This window comes from Paenibacillus sp. B2(2019), from assembly GCF_008370385.1.
GTDB lineage: Bacteria > Bacillota > Bacilli > Paenibacillales > Paenibacillaceae > Paenibacillus_AQ.
Map to the genome: position 1 here is coordinate 341,051 of NZ_VTZR01000025.1, position 22,476 is coordinate 363,526.

At 42.1% G+C, this 22,476-nt stretch carries 23 protein-coding genes; 19 read left to right on the plus strand and 4 right to left on the minus strand.

The window, feature by feature from the left end; genetic code table 11:
- The first annotated feature begins 3 nt into the window (after positions 1–3).
- From glgA to PAENI_RS26725, 5 genes are all read left to right on the plus strand, one after another.
- Positions 4–1,428, plus strand: coding sequence for a glycogen synthase GlgA (gene glgA / locus PAENI_RS26705; protein ID WP_149647336.1), 1,425 nt, complete (start codon positions 4–6; stop codon positions 1,426–1,428).
- Positions 1,429–1,756: 328 nt separating this feature from the next.
- Positions 1,757–2,575: a transporter substrate-binding domain-containing protein gene (locus tag PAENI_RS26710; RefSeq protein ID WP_042188769.1), complete on the plus strand. Its 819-nt coding sequence runs from the start codon at positions 1,757–1,759 to the stop codon at positions 2,573–2,575.
- A gap of 106 nt (positions 2,576–2,681) precedes the next feature.
- On the plus strand, positions 2,682–3,347 hold the full coding sequence (locus PAENI_RS26715) for an amino acid ABC transporter permease (protein ID WP_042128253.1): 666 nt from the start codon (positions 2,682–2,684) through the stop codon (positions 3,345–3,347).
- Entirely contained in the window at positions 3,334–4,056 is a 723-nt protein-coding gene (locus PAENI_RS26720; protein ID WP_042188767.1) for an amino acid ABC transporter ATP-binding protein, read from the plus strand. The genes PAENI_RS26715 and PAENI_RS26720 overlap by 14 nt, the downstream gene beginning before the upstream one ends.
- A gap of 157 nt (positions 4,057–4,213) precedes the next feature.
- Positions 4,214–5,743, plus strand: a complete 1,530-nt coding sequence (locus tag PAENI_RS26725; protein ID WP_188114702.1) for a Ppx/GppA phosphatase family protein — start codon at positions 4,214–4,216, stop codon at positions 5,741–5,743.
- On the opposite strand, the gene ppk1 is transcribed toward PAENI_RS26725, so the two are convergent.
- Positions 5,691–7,805 carry a polyphosphate kinase 1 gene (gene ppk1, locus PAENI_RS26730; RefSeq protein WP_149647338.1) on the minus strand — a complete coding sequence of 705 codons (2,115 nt, stop codon included), beginning with the start codon at positions 7,803–7,805 and terminating at the stop codon, positions 5,691–5,693. The genes PAENI_RS26725 and ppk1 overlap by 53 nt on opposite strands.
- A 397-nt stretch (positions 7,806–8,202) precedes the next feature.
- Between ppk1 and PAENI_RS26735 the strand changes: the two genes are divergently transcribed.
- A complete protein-coding gene (locus PAENI_RS26735) occupies positions 8,203–8,862 on the plus strand; it encodes a 3D domain-containing protein (protein ID WP_149647339.1) in 660 nt (219 codons plus the stop codon).
- 132 nt (positions 8,863–8,994) lie between these two features.
- On the opposite strand, the gene PAENI_RS26740 is transcribed toward PAENI_RS26735, so the two are convergent.
- Positions 8,995–9,876, minus strand: coding sequence for a polysaccharide deacetylase family protein (locus tag PAENI_RS26740; RefSeq protein ID WP_262495750.1), 882 nt, complete (start codon positions 9,874–9,876; stop codon positions 8,995–8,997).
- Between the two features lie 186 nt (positions 9,877–10,062).
- On the opposite strand from PAENI_RS26740, the gene PAENI_RS26745 reads away from it, so the two are divergent.
- From PAENI_RS26745 to PAENI_RS26780, 8 genes are all read left to right on the plus strand, one after another.
- Positions 10,063–11,097 (plus strand): NADH:flavin oxidoreductase/NADH oxidase, encoded by a 1,035-nt coding sequence (locus tag PAENI_RS26745; protein ID WP_149647340.1) that lies wholly within the window; start codon positions 10,063–10,065, stop codon positions 11,095–11,097.
- Positions 11,098–11,184: 87 nt separating this feature from the next.
- Positions 11,185–11,889, plus strand: a complete 705-nt coding sequence (locus tag PAENI_RS26750; protein ID WP_149647341.1) for a dihydroorotate dehydrogenase electron transfer subunit — start codon at positions 11,185–11,187, stop codon at positions 11,887–11,889.
- The gene (locus tag PAENI_RS26755) at positions 11,882–12,814 is read left to right on the plus strand and encodes a dihydroorotate dehydrogenase (RefSeq protein ID WP_076283571.1); all 933 of its coding nucleotides are present in this window, start codon (positions 11,882–11,884) and stop codon (positions 12,812–12,814) included. Before PAENI_RS26750 ends, PAENI_RS26755 begins: the two co-directional genes overlap by 8 nt.
- A 23-nt stretch (positions 12,815–12,837) precedes the next feature.
- The gene (gene lpdD, locus PAENI_RS26760) at positions 12,838–13,176 is read left to right on the plus strand and encodes a prenylated flavin chaperone LpdD (RefSeq protein WP_081382772.1); all 339 of its coding nucleotides are present in this window, start codon (positions 12,838–12,840) and stop codon (positions 13,174–13,176) included.
- 70 nt (positions 13,177–13,246) lie between these two features.
- The gene (locus PAENI_RS26765) at positions 13,247–13,915 is read left to right on the plus strand and encodes a PspA/IM30 family protein (protein WP_042188756.1); all 669 of its coding nucleotides are present in this window, start codon (positions 13,247–13,249) and stop codon (positions 13,913–13,915) included.
- 123 nt (positions 13,916–14,038) lie between these two features.
- Positions 14,039–14,443, plus strand: coding sequence for a DUF350 domain-containing protein (locus PAENI_RS26770; RefSeq protein WP_094878196.1), 405 nt, complete (start codon positions 14,039–14,041; stop codon positions 14,441–14,443).
- 14 nt (positions 14,444–14,457) lie between these two features.
- Positions 14,458–14,964: a DUF4178 domain-containing protein gene (locus tag PAENI_RS26775; protein WP_149647342.1), complete on the plus strand. Its 507-nt coding sequence runs from the start codon at positions 14,458–14,460 to the stop codon at positions 14,962–14,964.
- Between the two features lie 175 nt (positions 14,965–15,139).
- Entirely contained in the window at positions 15,140–16,402 is a 1,263-nt protein-coding gene (locus tag PAENI_RS26780) for a molybdopterin molybdotransferase MoeA (protein WP_149647343.1), read from the plus strand.
- Between the two features lie 229 nt (positions 16,403–16,631).
- Here PAENI_RS26780 and xerS read toward each other — a convergent pair whose 3' ends face one another.
- Positions 16,632–17,714, minus strand: coding sequence for a tyrosine recombinase XerS (gene xerS, locus PAENI_RS26785; protein WP_149647344.1), 1,083 nt, complete (start codon positions 17,712–17,714; stop codon positions 16,632–16,634).
- 164 nt (positions 17,715–17,878) lie between these two features.
- Here xerS and PAENI_RS26790 point away from each other — a divergent pair, with 164 nt between their 5' ends.
- The 4 genes from PAENI_RS26790 to PAENI_RS26800 all read left to right on the plus strand — a co-directional run bounded on the left by PAENI_RS26790 (position 17,879) and on the right by PAENI_RS26800 (position 20,052).
- Entirely contained in the window at positions 17,879–18,424 is a 546-nt protein-coding gene (locus PAENI_RS26790; protein ID WP_149647345.1) for a GNAT family N-acetyltransferase, read from the plus strand.
- Between the two features lie 184 nt (positions 18,425–18,608).
- Complete coding sequence (locus PAENI_RS32335; RefSeq protein ID WP_197069683.1) at positions 18,609–18,710, plus strand: sporulation protein YjcZ; 102 nt, start codon at positions 18,609–18,611, stop codon at positions 18,708–18,710.
- Positions 18,711–18,894: 184 nt separating this feature from the next.
- Positions 18,895–19,539, plus strand: coding sequence for a TetR/AcrR family transcriptional regulator (locus PAENI_RS26795; RefSeq protein WP_223179011.1), 645 nt, complete (start codon positions 18,895–18,897; stop codon positions 19,537–19,539).
- A 33-nt stretch (positions 19,540–19,572) separates the two neighbouring features.
- Positions 19,573–20,052 carry a flavodoxin domain-containing protein gene (locus PAENI_RS26800; RefSeq protein ID WP_149647346.1) on the plus strand — a complete coding sequence of 160 codons (480 nt, stop codon included), beginning with the start codon at positions 19,573–19,575 and terminating at the stop codon, positions 20,050–20,052.
- A gap of 287 nt (positions 20,053–20,339) precedes the next feature.
- Here the strand turns inward: PAENI_RS26800 and PAENI_RS26805 are convergent, their stop codons facing one another.
- Entirely contained in the window at positions 20,340–21,275 is a 936-nt protein-coding gene (locus PAENI_RS26805; RefSeq protein WP_149647347.1) for a Gfo/Idh/MocA family protein, read from the minus strand.
- A 111-nt stretch (positions 21,276–21,386) separates the two neighbouring features.
- On the opposite strand from PAENI_RS26805, the gene PAENI_RS26810 reads away from it, so the two are divergent.
- Positions 21,387–22,343: a helix-turn-helix transcriptional regulator gene (locus PAENI_RS26810; protein ID WP_149647348.1), complete on the plus strand. Its 957-nt coding sequence runs from the start codon at positions 21,387–21,389 to the stop codon at positions 22,341–22,343.
- The last annotated feature ends 133 nt before the right edge of the window (positions 22,344–22,476 follow it).

Sequence of the window (22,476 nt, forward strand, 5' to 3'; positions counted from 1 at the left end):
ATCATGAAAGTTTTATTTGCCGCAGCTGAAGCTCATCCATTTATCAAAACGGGTGGTCTGGCCGATGTCATTGGGGCATTACCTAAAGCGCTGAAGGGTGCCGGGGTGGATGTACGAGTGATTTTGCCTAAATATCGTGGGATTCCAGAAAAGTTCACTTCAAAATTGGAGCATTTAACAGAAGTGTATGTGCCAATTGGCTGGCGTAATCAATACTGCGGGATCGAACAGGTGGTTTATGACGGTATCCCTGTTTACTTTATCGACAATGAGTATTATTTTGGACGGGACGGAATCTACGGATACATGGACGATGGAGAGCGCTTCGCGTTTTATAATCGTGCGGTGCTGGAGTGTCTGCCAGCTATTGATTTTCAGCCGGACGTCTTGCATTGCCATGATTGGCATGCGGCTGTAATCCCAATGCTGCTTCAGGGTCATTATCGACACAATCCATTTTACAGCGAAATGCGAAGTGTATTTACCATACATAACCTGTTGTATCAGGGTGTGTTTCCTTATGAGGTACTTGGGGAGCTATTGGGTCTGGACAGCAGTTATTTTGGAGGCGTGGAGTATTACGGGAATGTGAATTTCTTAAAAGGTGGCATTGTATACAGCGACCGTGTCACCACAGTAAGTCCAACCTACTCGGAAGAAATTCGAACACCTTATTATGGTTACGGACTGGATGGATTGTTGAATGCGCGAGCGGATGTTTTGAGCGGTATTGTGAATGGAATAGATACAAAAAGTTATAATCCTGCAACAGATACAAGTCTTGTTACCCGTTATCGTTCTAATCTGGCGAAGAAAACGGAGAACAAATTAGCCTTGCAGGAGGAATTAGGACTACCTGTGGATGCTAATATTCCGATGGTGGCTATGGTAACTCGTCTTGTGGATTCCAAAGGTTTAGATTTGCTTACGCGTGTATTGGATGAGCTATTGTATAAGGATGACATTCAATTTGTTCTGCTTGGAACGGGGGATGAGTCCTATGAGCGGTGGTTTAAGGAAGCGGCTTGGCGTTATCCGACAAAGCTATCTTCACAAATCCTCTTTAATGATGCACTCTCACGCAAAATATATGCTGCTAGTGATATCTTTCTTATGCCTTCCAAGTTTGAACCTTGCGGGATCAGTCAACTTCTCGCTTTACGCTACGGAAGCATACCTGTTGTGCGGGAAACTGGCGGCTTGAATGACACCGTTCAAGCTTATAATGAAGAATCCGGTGAAGGGAACGGCTTTACATTCAGTAACTACAACGCCCACGATATGATGTTTACACTTCGCCGGGCGATCTCATTATACAAGCAGCCTGAACATTGGAAAAAGATTACGAAAAACGCATTCGCTGGCGATTATAGCTGGAATGTATCGGCGCAACAGTACATTGATATTTATAATGAAATTACGGAATAAGGATTCATTAGATTCCGTAATAGGTTAATAAGGGAGTGCACTGAAGTATAACTCATACTTTAGTGCACTCCTTTTTTTGATGAAAATTAGGGGCGATTTGCCGCATGATTTGGTTAAGTTAGGGAATAGTAAAAATGTATAAAATTATATAAAATTTGAATAAATGTTGAATAATATGTTTCAGAAGAATGAATTCTTTGCTTTGAAACCCAATAAAAGGAAGTTATTGTCACAATTATGCCTTTGCATATTCATGCGTTTTGATTTATAATAAGTCGGTCAAAGAGACAACTTGGATTTTTTTCATACGAATAGGGGAGATATAGAAATGAACAAATGGGGTAAACTTAGTTTAGGTATGTTATTAGCAGTAGGCCTGTTGTCAGGCTGCGGTCAAAATAAAAATGATAGTGATACCGCTGCAAGTGGAAATGCAACTAACGGTGGGGCTACTAAGAAGCTTACTATGGGCACAAGTGCAGATTTTCCTCCGTACGAATTCCATAAAGTAGTAGACGGTAAAGATACTATCGTGGGCTTCGATATCGATATCGCTAAGGAAATTGCTGCTGATATGGGTGCAGAACTTGTAATTAAGGACTTGCCATTCGACTCACTATTGAACGAATTGTCCAGCGGAAGAGTAGATATTGTAATTTCTGGACTTAGCCCGACGGAAGAACGTAAAAAAGCTGTTGACCTTTCAGACATTTATTACAAGGCTGAGCAAGCGATTGTTGTGCGCGAAGCGGACAAAGATAAATACGCCACTATGGATGCTGTAAAAGGTACCAAAATTGGTGTGCAGACTGGATCCATTCAAGAAGAAATTGCTAAAGGGATCGAGGGAGCGAAAATCACTTCGCTTGGTAAAATCTCCGAAATCGTTCTACAATTGCAATCCAATCGTGTAGATACTGCTATCATTGAAGGGCCCGTCGCCAAATCATTCGTTAAGAATGTTCCTGGTCTTGTAATTACTGATGCTAAGCCAGAAGTTGAAGATGACGGTTATGCTATTGGTATTAAAAAAGGAAACAAAGAGCTACTGGATCAAGTAAACAGCACACTGACACGTTTAAACTCAGAAGGTAAAATTGATGAGTACGTAACGGCAGCTAGTGAGCTTGCAGATAGCACGAAGTAAAGAAACAACGGATATTTTTAAAGTCTGCTAAAGTAAATTGTATGTGTATACAGAAAATAGCGACAATAAGCTATTTTCTATTTTTTTGGAGATGGGAGGATAGGTTATGGACATTACTTTATTTAAAATGGCTTATGATTATCGTGATTTTTTCCTAACCGGTTTGCAGTATACCTTGCTGCTTGCTGTTCTAGGCGTCTTCTTTGGTTTTATTCTAGGGATTATTGTTTCCTTGCTACGTATGTCCAAATGGGGTGTGCTTCGCTTCTTGGCAACAGCCTGGGTAGAATTCCTTCGTGGTACACCTATGCTTGTACAACTGTTTCTGATCCATTATGGATTGGCTACATTCGGGATTGAATTTACACCGATTCAGTCGGGGGCAATCACTTTATCCATTAACAGTTCTGCTTACCTTGCAGAGATTTTCCGTGCTGGGATACAAGGGGTAGATCGTGGACAAATGGAGGCAGCCCGTTCGCTTGGAATGAAGCAAGGGATGACTATGCGCCATATCATACTCCCGCAGGCACTCAAGAGTGTTCTTCCGGCAATCGGAAATGAATTTATCACCATTATCAAGGAATCATCGATTATTTCTTTTATCGGCGTTACAGATTTGATGTTTCAAGCACGTACGGTTACAACGATTTCTTACGATGGTATGACACCACTTGTAATTATCGCATTTATGTACTTTGTGCTGACATTTACGCTATCGAAGATCCTAGGTAGACTGGAAAGGAGGCTGAATACCGATGATCGCCGTTAAGAATTTGCAAAAAAATTACGGGAAGCTGGAAATTCTCAAGGGAATTGACTTGGAGATTCATAAAGGTGAGGTCGTCGTCGTTATCGGACCGAGTGGATCGGGTAAAAGTACCTTTCTGCGCTGTTTGAATCTCCTGGAGCAGCCAACTGGTGGCGAAATCACTTTTGAAGGTGAATCTATTACCTCCAAAAAGCACGATATTAATGTCACACGTGAGAAGATGGGAATGGTATTTCAGCAGTTTAACCTCTTTCCTCACAAAACAGTTCTGCAGAACATTACACTAGCACCGATTAAGGTGAAAAAACAGCAGCAGTCCGAAGCTGATAAATTCGCAATGGAGCTGCTCAAGACTGTAGGCCTTGAAGATAAAAAGGACGCATATCCTGCTCAACTGTCCGGAGGACAGAAGCAGCGGATCGCGATTGCCCGTGCGCTAGCGATGCAGCCTCATGTGATGCTCTTTGACGAGCCAACCTCAGCCCTTGACCCAGAGATGGTCGGTGAGGTGCTGGAGGTTATGAAGAAGCTTGCAGAAGATGGTATGACAATGGTCATTGTTACGCATGAGATGGGCTTTGCACGCGAAGTGGGCGACCGTATTCTATTTATGGATGGCGGCGTGATTGTAGAGCAGGGTACACCTGCACAAGTATTCGGAAATCCTCAGCATGTACGTACACAGGATTTTTTAAGTAAAGTGTTATAAGTAAGTCAAATCGAAGCGGCGCTCGGGCAAGTTATCCGGGTGCTGCTTTATTTTTTTAACAGTTGCATAATTTGAGGATATAATGGACTGAGTTCATTTATTTATGTAAACCATGTATAATAGATGGTCAATCAACTTGAAAAGGAGTACATACATAATGAGAGATGATCTGCGCCGGATAGGCATTATCGATATTGGTTCTAACTCCATACGTCTTGTAATCTATGATACAACGCCGGAGGGAGGCTATAAGATCATCAAGGAGTGTAAGTACTCTGCACGTCTTAGTGAGAAGATTACGAAGGAAGGTCGACTGGAGCAGAAGGATATGGAGACAATCATCCCAGTCTTGCGCCAGTTTAAGGAGATCTGCAATGCTTTTGATGTAGACACCATTCGTGCGGGCGCTACAGCGGCAATCAGAAATGCTGCTAACTCCAGTGAAATTATTGCCTTTTTGTCAGAAGCTTCAACCATACCAATTGAGGTTATCAGTGGTCATCAGGAAGCTTACTTTGGCTTCTTAGGTGTCATAAATGCATTTAATGTTGAAGATGGTTATGTCATCGATATTGGTGGCGGGAGTACTGAAATCACACTTTTTCGCGGGCGGCGTTATCAACATAGTATTTCCTTTCCGTTCGGAGCGGTGAATACCAATCTTATGTTTGGTCAAGGCGGGAACTGGAATGGAGAGCAGATTCAGAAGCTCGAGACCTATGTTCTGGGGAGATTGGTAGAGCATGATTGGCTTAACGCAACAGCAGGTCTTCCACTGTTTGGTCTGGGAGGTACGGTTCGTTCTCTAGGTAAGCTGGATCAAAAGACTAGAGCATACTCATTACCTAACTCTCACGGTTACACCATGGCCAGTGAGACGATTGAGCATTTTATGAACACATTACCTTCAATGCCTTATGATAAGCGTAAAGACTTAGATGGGTTGTCTAAGAGTCGAGCAGATATCATCGTATCCGGGTTGATTATTTTCCATACGGTATATCAGTATTTTGGGGCTAGCCAGGCTGTAATCAGCGGGGAGGGGCTCAGGGAAGGTATGCTACATGATCTACTGAAGCCGGAGCAACCGGTGCGAGACAGTGCGCTTGAATACAGTTTAAATACGATTATTCGGTTTGATATTCGTACTTCTAAACGGTATTTAGATCATATTAACAAGCTTGCTCTAAGTCTGTTTGACGCGTTCAAGGATGAGGAGAATAAAGCTGAACATGAGATGTTAATTTATGTATCCATCATGCTACATCGAACAGGGTCTAACATTAACTATTATCAATCTAAACGACACACCCTGTATTGGCTGATGAATTCACCTATTCGCGGGTTGACACACCGCCAGCTTATCCTGTGCGCGATGATTGCCTCGTATAGCACAAAAAGCCGGAAGCAGAAATTGTCCCAGATGTATAAGGACATTTTACTGCCTTCCGACGAAGAGTGGATTCATAAGCTCGGATCGCTTGTACAGCTAAGCATTGCACTAGACAGCACCGAGATCGGGATTGTAAGCGGCCTGAAAGCTAATCTCCACGGCAATACTCTTAATCTGGATCTTGAGGGCGCTTCAGCGCTTCTGATTGGTCTAGAGGACATTGAGAACGCCTTAAAAGCATTTAAGAATGCTTGGGCGGTGAAGGTAAAACTCGATTTTCCTTCCAACGTGTAACATCCATTGCTGCGAACTGGCTCCGGAAAGGGGCCTTTTTGTCGTCTGGTTGCTCGTAATACCCATTAGGCTGTAAGAAGCTGGCCTTCACATTATCTTTAAGGGATAGTTCAAGAATCTTAACGATTTGTTTACGAATATTGCTGTCTCTTACCGGACACATCAGCTCGATCCGTCGGGTTAGGTTTCTAGTCATCCAGTCTGCACTGGATAAATACACCTCAGGCTTCCCGCCATTTTCAAAATAGTAAATTCTTGAATGCTCCAGAAAGCGGTCGACAATACTGCGAACCGTAATGTTTTCGCTCAAGCCTTCAATCCCCGGACGAAGACAACAAACCCCCCGAACGATTAAATCGATAGATACACCGGCCTGTGCGGCACCATATAAATCGTCGATGACTTGTTGATTAGAGAGTGAGTTCATTTTGGCAATGATACGTGCAGGTCTTCCAACTGCAGCATGCTCCGCTTCACGCTTCATCAGCTTTTGTAAGGAAAGGCTCATGTCTGTTGGAGCTACAATGAAGGAATTCCAGTCAAAATCAGCGGAATAGCCAGTCATTTGATTAAACAGCTCGGAAGCATCAAGTCCGATATCACTTTGAGCAGTAAATAGACTTAGGTCCGTGTAGACTTTGGCGGTACTGTCATTGTAATTTCCTGTGCCTACATGCACGTAACGACGTAATTCATGGCCTTCCTGACGGACAATCAAGGTGACTTTGGCATGTGTTTTGAGTCCAACAAGACCATAAACGACATGGCATCCGGATTTTTCAAGTTGGCGAGCCCAAGCGATGTTACGTTCCTCATCAAATCTGGCTTTTAACTCAACAACCACTGTTACCTGTTTTCCGGATTCAGCAGCATTAGCGAGTGCAGTGATCAGAGGAGAGTTTCCGCTCACGCGGTATAAAGTCATCTTAATGGCCATCACTTGTTCGTCCTCTGAGGCTTGAATGATAAAGTCCGTCATCGCATCAAAGGATTCGTAAGGGTGGTAGACCAGAACATCTCGCTCACGTAATACCTCGAAGAAATCCTCGTTCTCTTCAAATTCAGCAGGGTAGACGGGTTCAATGCTTGGATAGTTTAAGTAACTAAAGCCCTTAATACTGCCGGCGAAATTACGAAGGAAACTTAGATCTAGCGGACCTTCAATTTCGAATACGAAATCTTCAATTTCAAACTCAGCTTGCAGCTGTTCCAAGGCATAGGGATGAATTCCTTTTTGTACTTCAAGTCTTGCTGGAACACCGCGGCGACGCTTGCGCAGCTCCTTTTCAATCTCTTCTAGAAGATCCTCGGCCCCTTCTTCGTCGATCGTGAGATCAGAGTTGCGGGTCAAACGAAATTCACTAACGGCAACGGGCTCATAACCACTAAATAAAGTTTGAATGTGATGACGGATGACATCCTCTATAAATACGAACTGCCGTTTCTTACTGTTAGATCGGTGTGGTAGCGGGATACATCTTGGCAGATTAGATGGAATTTGCAGAATAGCAAAAAAAGGCTCTTCTTCAAGGCCATTCTTACGAGTAAGAACTACTGCTAAATAGATAAATTGGCTATGAACGAGTGGAAACGGTCGACTCTGATCTACAGCCATTGGCGTAAGTACAGGATAAATGATATCCCGGTAATATTGTTCTATGGACTGTTCCTGTGCATGAGTGAGATCCTCATAATCCACAAAAACGATACCTTCTTTATGCAAACTCCGTGAAATATCACGGAAAATCCGGTATTGGTCGGCAACAATTTTGGTAACTCGCTTGATGAGACGTTTGTATAGCCCGGAAGGGGTGTAGCCAGTGAAATCTTTTTTAGTATAGCCTGCCCGGATTTGATCTTGAATTCCTGCCACTCGAACGCTTATGAATTCATCAAGGTTGCTTGAGACGATAGCCAGAAATCTAGCCCGTTCCATTAGCGGATTATCAGGGTCTTGAGCTTCTTTCAGCACGCGTCGGTTAAATTCGATCCAGCTCAAATCTCTATTGAGGTAAGCAGTGGCTGGGCTGCTTTGGTTGTTTTTATTCTCTTCTGTATTCATGGGACCTCCAAATATGATTCGTTGTCTATATCTATTCTATTTATCATATTCTATCATTCTACTATTGGATAAAGCATGAAATGTTAACGCTATGTAAAATCTTCGGGAATTTTATATGATAATTTTTAAAAAATGATGTATCTTTTAATGTAGTTTACATAATGAAAAATATGTTAACCACAATCCGAAAAAATGACAATATTGAAACTTGATTTTTCACAATGGTAACAATTACATAAGCACAGGTTACAAAATTGTGATATATTAAGTCCTGTCAGTTTTACAAAAGACTGCAACACATCAAGAAATCACACACGGGATGTACATAAGTACTTAAAATGTACACGAGCGTATACGGAAGTGATACCGTTCACGCCCATCAAATGAGGAGGCAATTATGAAGAACAGATTTAGAACAATTAAAACCCTTGCTGCAATTATGGGAATCAGTGCATTACTGCATGCCGTTCCAGCTCATGCAGACAGCGTTCATATCGCTAAGGATGGCAACACTTTTTATACTTTATCCAAGCAATATAATGTAGGTGTGAATGAATTAATGAAAGCAAACCCAAACGTTGCAGCACTTAACATTTACGAAGGTCTTGAAATTACTATCCCTAGTAAGATGCAGGCTGAGTCCGTAACTACAACTGACAAATCACCAGTGATTACACCAAGTCTGAATGTAAACTCAGAGTCCAAAACAGTTGAAGCATGGGGTAAGTCCTTTAATTATGACAAATCGATTCAAGTCAAAGCTTCAGCTTATTCTTCTGCAAGCAGTGAGAACGGCGGATGGGGTGCAGTAGATTATTTCGGAAATCCTCTCAAGCTTGGTACTATTGCTGTTGATCCAAATGTGATTCCTCTCGGTACCAAAGTATTGGTGACAGGCCATTCACATGATGGATTGCCTAAAGATGCGTTCTTAGCAACGGCAACGGATGTGGGCGGTGCTATAAAAGGCAATCGTATCGATATCTTTATCCCTGGTAGTCAAAGCTTTGTATCATCATTCGGTTATCAATATGTACAATTATACATTGTTAAATAGATAGATAAAAATAGAGAGAATACCTATGAGATATGAAAAGTTCTAAAATAAGGTTACACAGGAAACGGAGGGAGTCCTTAGCGGCTGCCTCCGTTTTTTTTACGTATTATAAAATATATATTTGGGGGTGATTTATTTACTTTTGGACACTTGTAGTAATTGAGGAACGGTAACGAAAGTATAGCCCCGCTTGCGCATAATAGTGATTACTTCAGGTAAAGCCTGAATCGTTCCCTGTAGATGACTACCTGGACCGCCTCCACCGTGCTGAAGAATAATTGCTCCTCTTCCAATATGGGCTAGAATATTATTTCTGACTTGGTTTTTGGAAAGTCCTTTCCAGTCCAATGAATCCACATTCCAATTCACAAGCGTGTAGCCATGGCTTTTTGCCCATTTTAGCTGCTGTTCACTGATATCCCCATAGGGAGGGCGAATTAGTCGTGGTTTATATCCGGCCAAGGTTTGTATAATATCCTCGGTCTTTATAATTTGTGATCGAAAATCATTCATCGCAAGCTTCACAAACTGAGGGTGGTTATACGAGTGATTTCCAATCGCATGTCCTTCTCTAATCATTCTTTTCACCAAAGCTGGATGTTTTTTTGCTCTGCTTCCCACCACAAAGAAGGTTGCTTTGACATTATATTTTTTCAGGATGTTAAGCAATTGGGGGGTAAATCTTGGATCAGGAACATCATCAAAAGTAAGTGCTATGACTTTATTCCGAGGTCCACTAGTCTTAAAAGTCTCTGGGTATTTGTGTAACAGCTGACTTAATGTCAGACCTTTAGTGTTTTTATTGCTGTTAAGTGTCGAACTATTTGTAGCAGCGCTACCTGCTGAAATTGCCGTATCTTCGTCTGAAGCGGGTACACTATGTGTTTGTTCTTGCGGAGTCTTCTGACTCTGTACAGGCGCTGAAGCAACCTCTGAAGAATAGGTTGGGAATAGCATAGTTATGATTGTTCCTAATATTACGAGCAGTTTCTGACCTCTCCGTTGAAAATACATCCCCATCTGCCTCCTTTACTACCTGATCACCGTCATATTCTTAATTGTTATCTCCATAGATGGGTAGATTTATGCTGATAACAATACAGTATTGGTTAAGATTTCTTGAAGGAACCAATGCGTGTATACTAATTAGAGCGGGGAATTCCCGAGTCAATTATAGATTACGGAAGGATGGAGACATGAATGTCTGATTTGTTTGCACCGTATGAATTGAAGGGGTTATCGCTGAAGAATCGTATTGTCATGCCACCTATGTGCCAGTATTCGGTGGATAAAGAGGATGGCATCCCTAATGATTGGCATTATGTTCATTATGTAAGCCGTGCTATTGGCGGTACAGGATTTATTATCATGGAAATGACTGGCGTACATCCAGATGGTAGAATCACTAAACGAGATACAGGAATCTGGAGTGATTCGCAAATTGAAGCTTATCGTAGAATCACGGATGGTGTGCATGCGTATGGATCAAAAATCGCTGTTCAATTAGGACATGCTGGACGAAAAGCTGTGGATGCAGAGCCGCCAGTGGCTCCATCAGCAATTCCTTTTGATGCTAATTTCAAAACGCCACAGGCTCTTTCTAAAAAAGGAATTTCAGAATTAATTGAGGCCTTCCGTGAAGGGGCGCGCAGAGCTATAGAGGCAGGATTTGATACGGTCGAAATTCATGGTGCACATGGTTATTTAATTCACCAATTTCATTCACCGTTGACGAATACCAGAGATGATGAATATGGACAAGATCCTGCGTTGTTCGGAGAACAGGTAGTTAAAGCAGTCCGAGAAGTGGTTCCTGTAGACATGCCATTGATTATGAGAATATCTGCGAAGGAATATGTAAAGGGTGGCTATGATGCTGCATACGCTCTGGATATTTGCCGACGGTATAAGAATGCTGGAGTGGATCTGTTCCATGTTTCTTCTGGAGGAGAAGGTCCTATAGGTTCAAATGGAGGGCTGGGTGCAGGCCCTGCTTATCAAGTGGATCTTGCAGAGTTTATCCGTAGTGAATTACAGGTGCCTGTAATTGCAGTGGGGCGGCTTGAATCCTTTACTGAGGCACAGTCCATCGTCGCGGAAGAACGGGCAGAGCTGATAGCCGTTGGCCGTGGGATGTTGAGCGATCCCTATTGGGCTTTACATGCAGAAGAGGCGCTTGGAAGCGTACGTAATGTACCCAGACCTTATGAACGCGGGATCTGGAAAAAGGGATAGCGCACTTTGAATGTGAAGTTTGTCACAGATTTTATACTCCTTCTAAGGCAATCTTAATAAAGATAAAATTTGAAGGAGCTTGATAACGTGGGGATGGTTTTAAGTAACGATCGGCTAACTGACGGAGTGTACCACCTTAAAGTTGAAACGAATAGCGGCGGTGAAATGGGTCAATTCTACATGTTACGGGCATGGGATGCTTATCCGATCCTTTCCAGACCGTTAAGTATACATGAAGTAAAAGAAGATAGTGTCGAATTTTTATATCACGTAGTGGGGGAAGGCACTGAGATATTTTCACGGTTGAATCCTGGTGACTCAGTGGAGCTTGAAGGGCCTTTTGGCACGGGATTCCCACAGGTCGAAGGCAAGGTTGCACTTATTGGTGGTGGAATCGGAATAGCGCCGCTATATTATTGTGCAAAGCAGCTGCCTAGTTGTGATATCTTTCTAGGTTTTAGTCGGGAAGCTTACCGGACAGAAGCTTTTCGTCCATTAGCAGAACAGCTTACAGTAGATGTAGGCGGATTTATTTTGGATCGTGTGGATTTTAGTCAATATGATCATGTTTTCGTTTGCGGCCCACATCCTATGCTTAAAGCTGCACAGCTTAAAGGCGTAGCGGCCGAAGAGGCAGGAAGCAATACAAAAGTTTATCTCTCTCTAGAGAACCGAATGGCTTGCGGCATTGGTGCCTGTCTTGTTTGTAGTGTTTCTTGTCGTGATGGTCAGCGAAAAGCCTGTGCAGACGGACCCGTGTTCCTTTCTGAGGAGGTGATTTTTCATGACTAAGATGAGTACAACAATTGCAGGCGTTCATTTTAAGAATCCGATTGTAATGGCTTCAGGAACATTCGGCTTTGGTCGTGAATATGGAAAGCTGTATGATGTATCTTTGCTAGGTGGAATCTCAGGGAAAGGGCTCACCCTCCATCCAAAAGCAGGTAACCCTGGCACTCGAGTTTATGAGACAGCCTCTGGCATGCTTAATAGTGTAGGATTGGAGAATCCCGGTGTAGCTGCGTTCTTGGAAAAAGAATGCCCTTATTGGGAAACACTCGATACAGCCCGTTTGGTGAATCTTGGCGGCGGGACGCTTGAGGATTACGTACTTGGAGCAGAAATGATCCAGCGTGATGCAGATCTTCGATCAAGCGCAGGTAAACCAGCTGTTGATATGATTGAGTTGAATATTTCCTGTCCAAATGTAAAAGAGGGCGGAATTGCATTTGGAATCAAGACTTCAGAAGCGCAAAAAGTAGTACAAGCTGTTAGACGTGCCACTAAGCTACCACTTGCGGTAAAGCTGTCTCCAGGTGCTGAGAATATCGTTGAGATGGCGCAAATGTGTGAGGCAGAGGGAGCAGATGCTGTCTCGCTGATCAACACCATTTCCGGGATGAAAATTGATGTGCGACGGAGAAGTAGTGTATTTAATAACTTGTATGCCGGACTGTCCGGACCAGCGATTAAGCCAGTTGCTTTGCGCATGGTGCATCAAGTCGCACAGAACATATCTATTCCAGTAATCGGAATGGGGGGCATTACCACAGCTACTGATATTATTGAATTTATTATGGCAGGTGCTTCGGTAATCCAAGTAGGAACCTACAATTTCATGAATTTGAGGGCAGGTAGCCAGCTTGTTGAAGAACTTGAGCAATTCATGGTTCAAGAGAATATTCAATCCTTGGATGAAATACGTGGCATTATATAAAGTGGAGTAGTGAGGAGATACTATTGACTTCTAACAAGATTAACCCCGAGGATATTGAGCTGACGGCGACGCCCGTTGGACGTGATCTCTTACTCGTAATTAGTGGGGGCGTTCGTCATATTGGAGCGGCAAGTACTGCGTATTTAAATGGAGAGCGGGTGGAAGTGCAGACCTCTGCCGTTCCTCATCATAAAGAGCATACGATAAGCGAAGATATTGCCATTAGGGTAGCTGAGGCTTTAAACAGGACGGTCACAGTGGTTATGGGCATTCATTACGACGATCTCACGAAAGAAGGTATTAAAGAGGTCGTTGAGATCGTAAATAATAAAGTAATTCAATATTTAGCGCAACAAATGTGAAACGGGATTGGCAATTCTGCGTAAAAGATATCAAGTGAGTATTTAAATTATCTTTTGGAGGAATGAAACCATGTCTATATTTAAAAGATTGCGCGATTTAACAATGTCTAACGTGAATGCGATTATCGACAAAGCAGAAGACCCGATTAAGATGACCGATCAGTACATTCGTGATATGACCGAAGATTTGGAAGATGCAGAAAAAGCGGTAGCGGCTCAAATCGCTATTGAGAAGAAGTTCAAGCAGCTGTATGAGGAGCAGGAAGCACTTGTTAACAAACGTACGCAACAGGCACATGCTGCAGCTCAAGCTGGTAATGTTGACCTTGCTCGCCGAGCTCTGGAAGAGAAGAAGGCTGCTGAAGCTAAACTGGTAGAATACAAAGCTAGCTTCGACCAGAACAAAGCATCTGCGGATAATCTTCGCGGCAAACTTGACGAGATGCGTAAGCAGCTCACTCAAATGAAGAACAAACGGGAAACCTTGGTTGCACGTTATAATGCTGCCAAAGCTCAAACTGAAATTAATAAAGCGATGAGCGGTTTCAGCTCTGATTCCGCATCTGCTGGCCTGAAACGTATGGAAGAAAAAATGCTGCAAGCAGAAGCTCAAGCCGAAGCTAGCAACGAGATGAGCTCGGGCAACAAATCACTTGATGATGAGTTCGAGAAGTTGAACAAAGATCAAGCAGTAGAAGATGAATTGGCTGCTCTGATGAAACAATACGAGAAGCAATAACATTTGATCTTAGCCGTTTCACGGCTGATGTTCACAGGCGAAGGGGAGACAGGAATATCGTTTCCTCTTCGCTTTATCTATGCTTATGACAGCATGCAAAATGAATAAGCGGGGGCTATTAGAATGGATTTCCATATCCTGGTGTCCATGGTCGTGTGGACAGTGAGCGGCGCGGTGTTGCTGTTTGTGCTGATGTTCGTAGATTCACTCTTCACTCGATACAATGATTTAGAAGAGTTAAAGGCTGGAAATATGGCAGTTACTACACGTTTTGTAATGAAGCTATTGGCACAGGCATTCATTTTATCATCATCGATAGCTGCTTCTAACAGCCTGCTAGATGCTTTGCTGATCTCGATTGTATCTTTTTTTCTTTTGCTTATTTTGGAAAGAACGGTCCGTCTCCTCTTAGCTAAATGGGGGAATCTGGATCTGGATCATGGTACACAGCTTGGCAAAATCGGGTACGGCTTATTATCAGGCTCACTGCAAATTACGGGAGCTTTAATTATTTCTGCATTTATGTAGGGGGAACGATCAAGTTGAGTATATGGAAACGTATAGGTAATCTTTTCTCCAAACCAGCGGCTCAGGAAGTTCAGAAAAGTATGCTTAATTTGTCTCCCGGAGACATCTGTGAAGTATCGCTCGTTACCTACGAGGTAACCGGCAGGACCCATAATCGTGGACGAAATGCGGTAGTGCTGACATTAAGAGATGGTAGTCAAATTGCCTATTTGCATATTGAGGAGCGGGAACAGCTGCAATATGGTTTATATAAACCTATTGATGGGCGCTTAGATAATCCTGCTGAGGTTCCAACAACACTTGAACTGGACGATTATACATTTTTTCTGGAGGAAGAGTATGATGGATATGTTGCTGCCCTAGGCCAAACCCCTTTTATGAATGGTGGAGAGCAGCATGTATGGCAATATCAGTCAGATGATTCTCGGCTTCTGCGTGTAGAATGGCAACATGGACGGTTCATGCTGTATGAAGGGGAGAAAGTAATTCCTGGTGATGTGAAGGTAATTAGAGCATCCTAGACATGAATCGTAAGAGATGTGATCTTGAGATCGCATCTTTTTTTTGTAATTACGTAGATGAAATCGGTAAAGGATTTAATGTCGTTTCCACCATTCATTTTACTTCAGGATAGCTCATGTTAAAATAGTACCTATTGTACTGCAAAAAACGGACGATTTAGAGCGGAGGTATGGTATGAAGGATCATAAATTTCAGCGCAGAGCGCTTCAAGTAAAAGAGGCACAGGCCAAAATAATCAAATTTGCGAATCCGCTAGAGTCACAGGAGGTCTCATTGAATGAGGTCTGTGGACGTTATTTGGCTGAGGAAGTGATTGCGCCACATTCTTTTCCCGCGTTTAACCGTTCTAGCATGGATGGATATGCAATTATTGCAGCAGATACAAGTCACTGTGTAAATGGACAAGTCGTATGGTTAGAAATGGTGGACAATATTCCATGTGGAGCTGTGGCATCGATAGATATAACTTCGGGAACAGCAGCAAGGATAATGACTGGAGCACAAGTGCCGTCAGGGGCAGATACTGTAGTTATGCTAGAAGTAACGGAGACACGTGAGGAGGAAGGAAAGACTTACGTAGGTATTCGAAAGAAGCAGGAAGCGAAGTCTAATATCACACCGATGGGGCTGGAGTTAAGCTCTGGTGAGCTAGTGCTGCCAGCGGGGCGATTAATCTCTGCGGGGGATATAGCTGTTCTGGCAGCGTTTGGCATACATACAGTGAAAGTCTATCGTCGGCCTAAGGTAGCTATCTTTGCGACAGGCACAGAGCTGCTAGAGGTACATGAACCACTACAGCCTGGCAAAATTCGAAACAGCAACTCACCCATGCTCGAAGCTTTAGTCAAAGAGGCAGGTGGGGAGCCCGTGATGCTGGGATCTATTGTGGATGATCTGGAGTTGGCTAGAAGTAAAGTACAGATGGCGCTGGAAACCTATGATTTTGTAATCACTACGGGTGGAGTATCGGTAGGAGATTATGATATTATGGGCGATTTGGTTCGTGAACAGAGTGGAGATATGTTATTTAATAAAGTGACGATGCGTCCGGGGAGTGTAACCACTGCTGCTGTTAGAGGTGGTAAGCTGCTGTTAGCCCTATCAGGTAATCCAGGTGCTTGTTTCGTTGGTTTTCAATTGTTCGCACGTCCTGTTATCAGATTAATGCAGTGTGCGTCACAGCCGTTCTTACCAGAATGGAGCGCCACACTCGGTTCAGATTATAACAGAGTGAATGACTTTACCCGATTTGTTAGAGCGCGATTAGAGATCCGTGAAGGCAGCCTTTATGCCATTCCAGCAGCGATAGACGAATCTTCCGTGATGGTCACGATCAAGGATAGCGATTGTCTGATTGTTGTTCCACCAGGGGATCGAGGCTTATCTGCGGGTGCTAAAGTGACTATTATCAAGCTTCCGGGAGAAATACGGGGATAGGATAAAGGTAAAATGCTTTTTGACATTAACAATAGGACGGAAATAGCTAATTATCTAATATGCCAACGATATTATTTACAACATTTCAATATATGAAAAATTCACAATTGAAAAGCCAAAAATTCAACATAATGCTAATCTGATCAGTCTTTCTAAAGCATGTAAAAAGAGAGCCGGCCACACCTTTTCCATAAAAATCGGATAGGGTATGGCCGGCTTTTCGCAAAAATTAACTATCCAAACGGCGTTCAATCGCCTCAGACATCGTTTTGTCCGTGAGATGAGCATAGATCTCGGTTGTTTCTGTCGAAGCATGCCCGAGCTGTTCTTTCGTTTTATAAATATCGTTTTGTAGATAATAGTCTGTTGCAAAAGAGTGACGAAGCTTATGTACCGTTAGATAGGGCTTACCAAAGCGTTTTGCATATTTAATAATCATTTCTTGAATGGCTCTTTTGGTCATGCGTTTGCCTTCTTGCCGTCCATTGGGCAAAGCGATAAATAAAGCTTTTTCCCTCTTCGGCGTTTTATAACGGGATTGACGTAGGCTTAAATAAAGAGCTAAATCCTCTTTAGCTTGTTCTCGAAAATAAACAGGGGTTTTGAAGGTTTCATCATTGTTCCCTTTTCGGGTGACATAGATCAGCTTGTTGTTAACATCCAGATCATCCACGTTTAAATTGACTACCTCTGATACACGAAGACCAGAATTCAGAATTAAGCTGGCAATACAAGCATCGCGTTCACGATTTAATTGAAAGGAGTAATAGGCTTGTTTGTTCCCTTCTACATCTCGTCCATATCCTTCGAAAATGTACCCCACGAATTCCAGTAGTTCCTCATCCTCCAGAATCTTGCCCTTTAATTTAGCAGCAGTATCCTTAGGTTTATGCGTTCGTTTAACTTCAACCTTAGCCATAATGTTTCGCTTAAGCAATGGATAGAAGTTCTCGTCCTCAGCGATTTGACTTAAATAATGAAATAAAGAGCGTAATGCGGACAGCTTACGGGACACGGTTACTCGTGTATTGGTTCCCTCAGCTCTGGTAGTGAGGTGTAGGCGGTATCCAACAATACTATCCATATGCAGGGTTTCTAATTCCAGCAGGGTGATCTCTGTATTGGAGCTGGCCTGTGAGAGGCCTTCTGCACGCAGCCATCCAAAAAAGGACTCATAGTCCCGAATATACTCCAGCAGGGTGGAAGGGGATAGATCAGGACGCTTATAGTCAATAAACTGCTGAACGAACCAAGGCATGAGAGGTAGCTTTAGATCCAGTTTTTTACGGTCATCGTTCTTTTGAACGCTCATGTGATTCACCTTTTCCATAGTTTGCATATAATTTCTTCTTTCTATCTTATCATGTTTTGTCCTCCCATGGGCTTTGATCAAAGCTATTTACTAGTGATGAACTTGCTCCTGAAGTAACTAAGTTATATGATGTGTAGTAAACATAAATGGCAGAGGTGCACTAAATGGAACTTGGAATGGAGCTGGTTCCCAAAGAGCGGAAACAGACGATAAGCAAACTAATGCAGTACTATTTATATGATTTCACCCGTTATCTGGAGCTTGATGTAGATCAAGATGGAGTATATCCAGCTTATCCGGGATTAGAATCATTTTGGAGTAGTGGCAACAATAAATTTGCGTATTTGTTCAAAGTAGACGGGAATATTGCCGGATTTGCTTTGGTAGAACGGTTGTTGTATGATCCCGAAGGGCAATTTTACATGACTGAGTTTTTTGTGATGCAAAAATATCGCCGGAGCGGTGTGGGGACCTGGGCCGCGCATAAATTGTTTGATATGTACCCAGGCGACTGGAAGGTGTCACAGGTACGCGCGAATACGCCTGCCCGTAATTTCTGGCATAGAGTGATTGGAGAGTACACAAATGGAGATTTTAAAGAGCGTTTTAATCCGCCTCAAGGAAATCCGAGTCAATACTTCAACACATTAACTAATAATAAGGTTAATAATTGTATAGGTAACAGCGATGATGTAGTCATGAAAAATTAATAGTTATCTTACGATAATTAAGATAAATGCAGAAATGGTTTACATAACAATTGTTATGTAAACCATAATTGAATAACCTAACAGCCTTAACTGGATTGTTGGGTTATTTTTGTTCATTTCACCCAAGCACAGAGTGGGATTTAGCATATCTTATGATGTACTCAATTACAAAGGAGGAGTTAAAATGGGCGAATTCGCAGGAGGATATGGTGGATTTACTTCCACAGGAGCGATTCTGGTTCTGTTTATCCTGTTGGTTATCATCACTAAAACTCTTTGTCTGTAATCCTTTAACATCATGAAGTGTGGTTCCGCCAGTCTATAAGGACTGGCGGTTTTTTATGTCTGGATAGGACGTTAATCGTTGGGAGTTGTATGTGACTTACTATATAGAAAAGAGCGTTATAAATTATATATATTTAACAGTGTTCAATGACTAAACGATGTTCAAATTATAAGGAGACGTCATGATGACTAAAGAACAAAGGCAAATGCGTGAGCGTGAGGAAATGAAGAAAAGAATTTTAGAGGCTGCGGCTTTGTTGATTGCAGAGGAGGGGATTGAAAAGCTTTCTATTCGCAAAATTGCAGAGAAAATCGAGTATTCTCCGGGTATTATTTATCATTACTTTCAGGGTAAAGATGAAATTGTGGTGAGATATTTGCAACAGAAATATACAGATATGGTTGACGGGCTTCAGTCTGTACAACGAAAGGCAGAGCATGAACTGCCACCAGAGATGCTTTTGAGACAATCACTTGAGCAATGGATCAGGATGACCCTTTCCACAAGTGTTGAGTACCGTAATGTTATGCTAAATGATACACCGGCTGTTCTTAGTTACACAGCAGTTCTATTCAAGGGAGCTGGTCAGGAGCGTAAAGCGATAGGTATGCTCTGTCAATGTCTATCTAGGTTCGAATCGAAAGAACAACATATGGAATCTTCGATAGAGCTCACTGCTCAAGTGATGTGGAGTGCTGCGTTCGGATTAATTATGCGTTTGATTGTGGAAAAGGATTTGCCTGAAGATCAGGTTGAAGCACTGATATCTTGTTATTTGGATTCTATGGTTTCAATAGCAACCAGGGAGATACGTGAGCCTTTAACATAGTAGGATGATCAGAGGGTGGAGGGAAGAATCAGAATGAAGACGATTATTATTTATACTTCTAAATATGGATGTACAGAGAAAGCTGCCTATTTATTGAAAAATCAATTGGATGATGAGACTGAAGTAGTTAATTTAATGCATGCTAAAGAGCCTACATTAGAACGGTACGATACTGTCATCTTAGGTGGGTCTATTTATTTTGGGAAAATACAAAAACAAATGACGGAGTTTACTTCAAAATATCAAAATGAACTAGCTAAAAAGCGCGTTGGATTGTTTATTTGTGCAGGAGCGAAGGGGGAGCAAGCCATACAAGAATTGAAATCTTCATTTCCAGAGAAGCTGTATAACCAATCAATTACAAAAGAAGTGTTCGGTGATGAGATTTACGAAGAGAAGATGACTGCATTAGATCGAGTGGTTCTGCGAGTGGTTAAAGGGAAGAATAAGAGTGTAAATGGATTATCCCAAGAGACGATAGAACGGTTTGCACTTGCGCTAAAGAAGCGGTGAACGAGTGTGGAAAATCGATTTCCTGAAATCAGTTAACATAATAATGATTATGTTAACTGATTATTGTTCTAGATACAAATTTCATTAGTTAGGAGAAGGGGGCTTATAAAAAGTATGGATTTTTGATTTTATCGCTATTATTTTCCGCTATTTCATCATATGAAAAATTCACAATAGATTAATCAAAATCCACTACCGTCTCACCCTATACACTACACATCAATAAACAATTCACCTTACCCTACAAACAAAACCCATGAAAAAGGATATAACATCCCTTGATCCATTTATACAAGCTTTTTTTCAATGCAAATAGCTAGTTCTAAAGCTTGTATCGCATGGTCTAACTCAATTATTGATGAACTACCCTCCACTAGACATTGGAGTGCATACTCCAAACTTTTTTCATAGGGATTAGCTGGTTCTAACAAAAGATCTTGTTTACCTACAGCGGTATATTCAATTAATGAGCTTTCAACAGCTCCATTCATGTTGTCACTCTCTTGATAGACAAGCTTGCCTTGTTCAAAATAAGCCTCATAGCCTACGGTAAAAGGATACGAAGCCGGCATTTGTGAAGAAACAACGATCTCTGCGGATACATGAGGTTGTTGAAAAATTGCACGGACTAAGGCTTGATTACTTTTACCACCATCGGATCCCCAAACCGAGTGCGGCTCCATAGACCCCAACATCCAGGTCACAAAATCCAATTCGTGAATCATCAGATTTGTAGCGATAGCGTGTAGGCCAAGGTCACCCCACAAAGGAGGCGTTTCTCTTTTTAAGGTAAGAGATAAGAGTTCTCCGTATTTCTCATTATGAGTCGCTTCGTAAAGATATTTGTACGCAGGATCGAATTTAATAAACTGGTTGACGAGAATTCGCGAATCATACAGTTGTTCAGCTTCCTTCATCGCAAGAGCATCTTCTAAGTTGTAGCAAACCGGTGTCTCACAGAATACATGTTTTCCATGCTTAAGCGCATCGAATGCATACTGCCTATGTAAAAAAGAGGGCAAACAGATATCAATCACATCGATGGTGGAATCAAGCATAATATCGTCAATATTGGTAGTTATCTCAACCCCTAAAGATTGTTTTAGCTCCTGCAGCTTAGCTTCGTTCCGACCAAAGATAATTACTTTGTCTACTCGATCCATTGTCGTCCATAACTGTGAATGATAAGCTCCGAATCCAGTTCCCAATACGCCTATATTCATGTGTATCAGCTCCTTTAATGTAATGAACTAATCATAACCAACTATTGTTGACAACAGCTTGGCAAGAATTATGATGTATACTATAAAAAAAGAAAAACTTGGAGGCTCCCCATGCGCTTGCATCGTTTGATTGCAATTTTATTATTAGTGGAATCAAGAGGGAAGATGAAGGCCAATGACTTAGCTGAAGCCTTGGAAACCTCCGTACGTTCTATCTACAGAGACATTGATGTATTAGCTGAAGCAGGAATACCACTGTTATCCACGCCGGGACCGAATGGTGGCATCTCCTTGATGGAGGGGTATTCTGTTAACCTAAATCAGCTTCATGGGGAAGAGGTAATCAATCTATTTCTAACAGGAATGGGGATTCATACTGGCGGACATACAGATTCCGGATTAAAGCTAAAGACAACCCTCTTGAAATTAGAAAAATCATTACCCGCTTCCTATCAAAATGATATCCAGAAGGCACAAAGACGTTTTTATTTTGATGATACGCCTTGGTGGACAGAACGCTTAGAGATTCCATGTCTGGAATCGATTCGAACTGCTGTTTGGAGATCTCAGAAACTGCAGATTGAGTACCACAAGATTAACGGAGTCATTTCGAGCAGGAAATTACAGCCCTATGGTCTAGTTGTGAAAAAAGAAGAGTGGTATCTTATAGCCTACTGTGAAGAAATCGAACAAATCCGCACGTTTAAATGTGAGCGAATCGCCTCTACACACCTTATAGATGAAGAGTATGCTATCCCTCAGGACTTTTCATTAGAAAGGCACTGGAAGCAGCAGGAGAGGGGATTTAAGCAAGCTTGTAAAGAGGAAGAGATCTACCCAGTATTGATTAGAACGGATAAGAGCCGAGAGGCTTCTATACACGGGCTGGAGATCATGAACAGGGTAGAGGAAGGAGATCAAATAACCCTTACTGTAAATATGTATAGCTATGATAGTGCATGTACGAATATTTGGGGAATACTTGGACAAGGCGAGATTGTGGAACCTTTGGAATTGAGACAATATGTGATAGTACAGGCGAATTTGCTACAGGAGGTTTACAATTAGCATGATTTTTTTGTGAAAAAGGGACCGTTTCGATTGCATGTTCTGCAATGAAACGGTCCCGCTCATTCGTGAATAGGCTTTATTCATTCAATAAGTTTACATAATAATTAATATGTTAACTAATTTGGGATTG

Bases quoted from the DNA above. Each gene is read 5' to 3' on its own strand.
- PAENI_RS32335 (WP_197069683.1), top strand. From the start codon at position 18,609: ATGGGCGAATTCGCAGGAGGATATGGTGGATTTACTTCCACAGGAGCG.
- PAENI_RS26710 (WP_042188769.1), top strand. From the start codon at position 1,757: ATGAACAAATGGGGTAAACTTAGTTTAGGTATGTTATTAGCAGTAGGC.
- PAENI_RS26720 (WP_042188767.1), top strand. From the start codon at position 3,334: ATGATCGCCGTTAAGAATTTGCAAAAAAATTACGGGAAGCTGGAAATT.
- PAENI_RS26795 (WP_223179011.1), top strand. From the start codon at position 18,895: ATGACTAAAGAACAAAGGCAAATGCGTGAGCGTGAGGAAATGAAGAAA.
- PAENI_RS26800 (WP_149647346.1), top strand. From the start codon at position 19,573: ATGAAGACGATTATTATTTATACTTCTAAATATGGATGTACAGAGAAA.
- PAENI_RS26770 (WP_094878196.1), top strand. From the start codon at position 14,039: ATGGATTTCCATATCCTGGTGTCCATGGTCGTGTGGACAGTGAGCGGC.
- PAENI_RS26725 (WP_188114702.1), top strand. From the start codon at position 4,214: ATGAGAGATGATCTGCGCCGGATAGGCATTATCGATATTGGTTCTAAC.
- xerS (WP_149647344.1), bottom strand. From the start codon at position 17,714: ATGAGCGTTCAAAAGAACGATGACCGTAAAAAACTGGATCTAAAGCTA.
- PAENI_RS26790 (WP_149647345.1), top strand. From the start codon at position 17,879: ATGGAACTTGGAATGGAGCTGGTTCCCAAAGAGCGGAAACAGACGATA.
- glgA (WP_149647336.1), top strand. From the start codon at position 4: ATGAAAGTTTTATTTGCCGCAGCTGAAGCTCATCCATTTATCAAAACG.
- PAENI_RS26740 (WP_262495750.1), bottom strand. From the start codon at position 9,876: ATGTATTTTCAACGGAGAGGTCAGAAACTGCTCGTAATATTAGGAACA.
- PAENI_RS26755 (WP_076283571.1), top strand. From the start codon at position 11,882: ATGACTAAGATGAGTACAACAATTGCAGGCGTTCATTTTAAGAATCCG.
- PAENI_RS26745 (WP_149647340.1), top strand. From the start codon at position 10,063: ATGTCTGATTTGTTTGCACCGTATGAATTGAAGGGGTTATCGCTGAAG.
- PAENI_RS26765 (WP_042188756.1), top strand. From the start codon at position 13,247: ATGTCTATATTTAAAAGATTGCGCGATTTAACAATGTCTAACGTGAAT.
- PAENI_RS26805 (WP_149647347.1), bottom strand. From the start codon at position 21,275: ATGAATATAGGCGTATTGGGAACTGGATTCGGAGCTTATCATTCACAG.
- PAENI_RS26780 (WP_149647343.1), top strand. From the start codon at position 15,140: ATGAAGGATCATAAATTTCAGCGCAGAGCGCTTCAAGTAAAAGAGGCA.
- PAENI_RS26715 (WP_042128253.1), top strand. From the start codon at position 2,682: ATGGACATTACTTTATTTAAAATGGCTTATGATTATCGTGATTTTTTC.
- ppk1 (WP_149647338.1), bottom strand. From the start codon at position 7,805: ATGAATACAGAAGAGAATAAAAACAACCAAAGCAGCCCAGCCACTGCT.
- PAENI_RS26810 (WP_149647348.1), top strand. From the start codon at position 21,387: ATGCGCTTGCATCGTTTGATTGCAATTTTATTATTAGTGGAATCAAGA.
- PAENI_RS26735 (WP_149647339.1), top strand. From the start codon at position 8,203: ATGAAGAACAGATTTAGAACAATTAAAACCCTTGCTGCAATTATGGGA.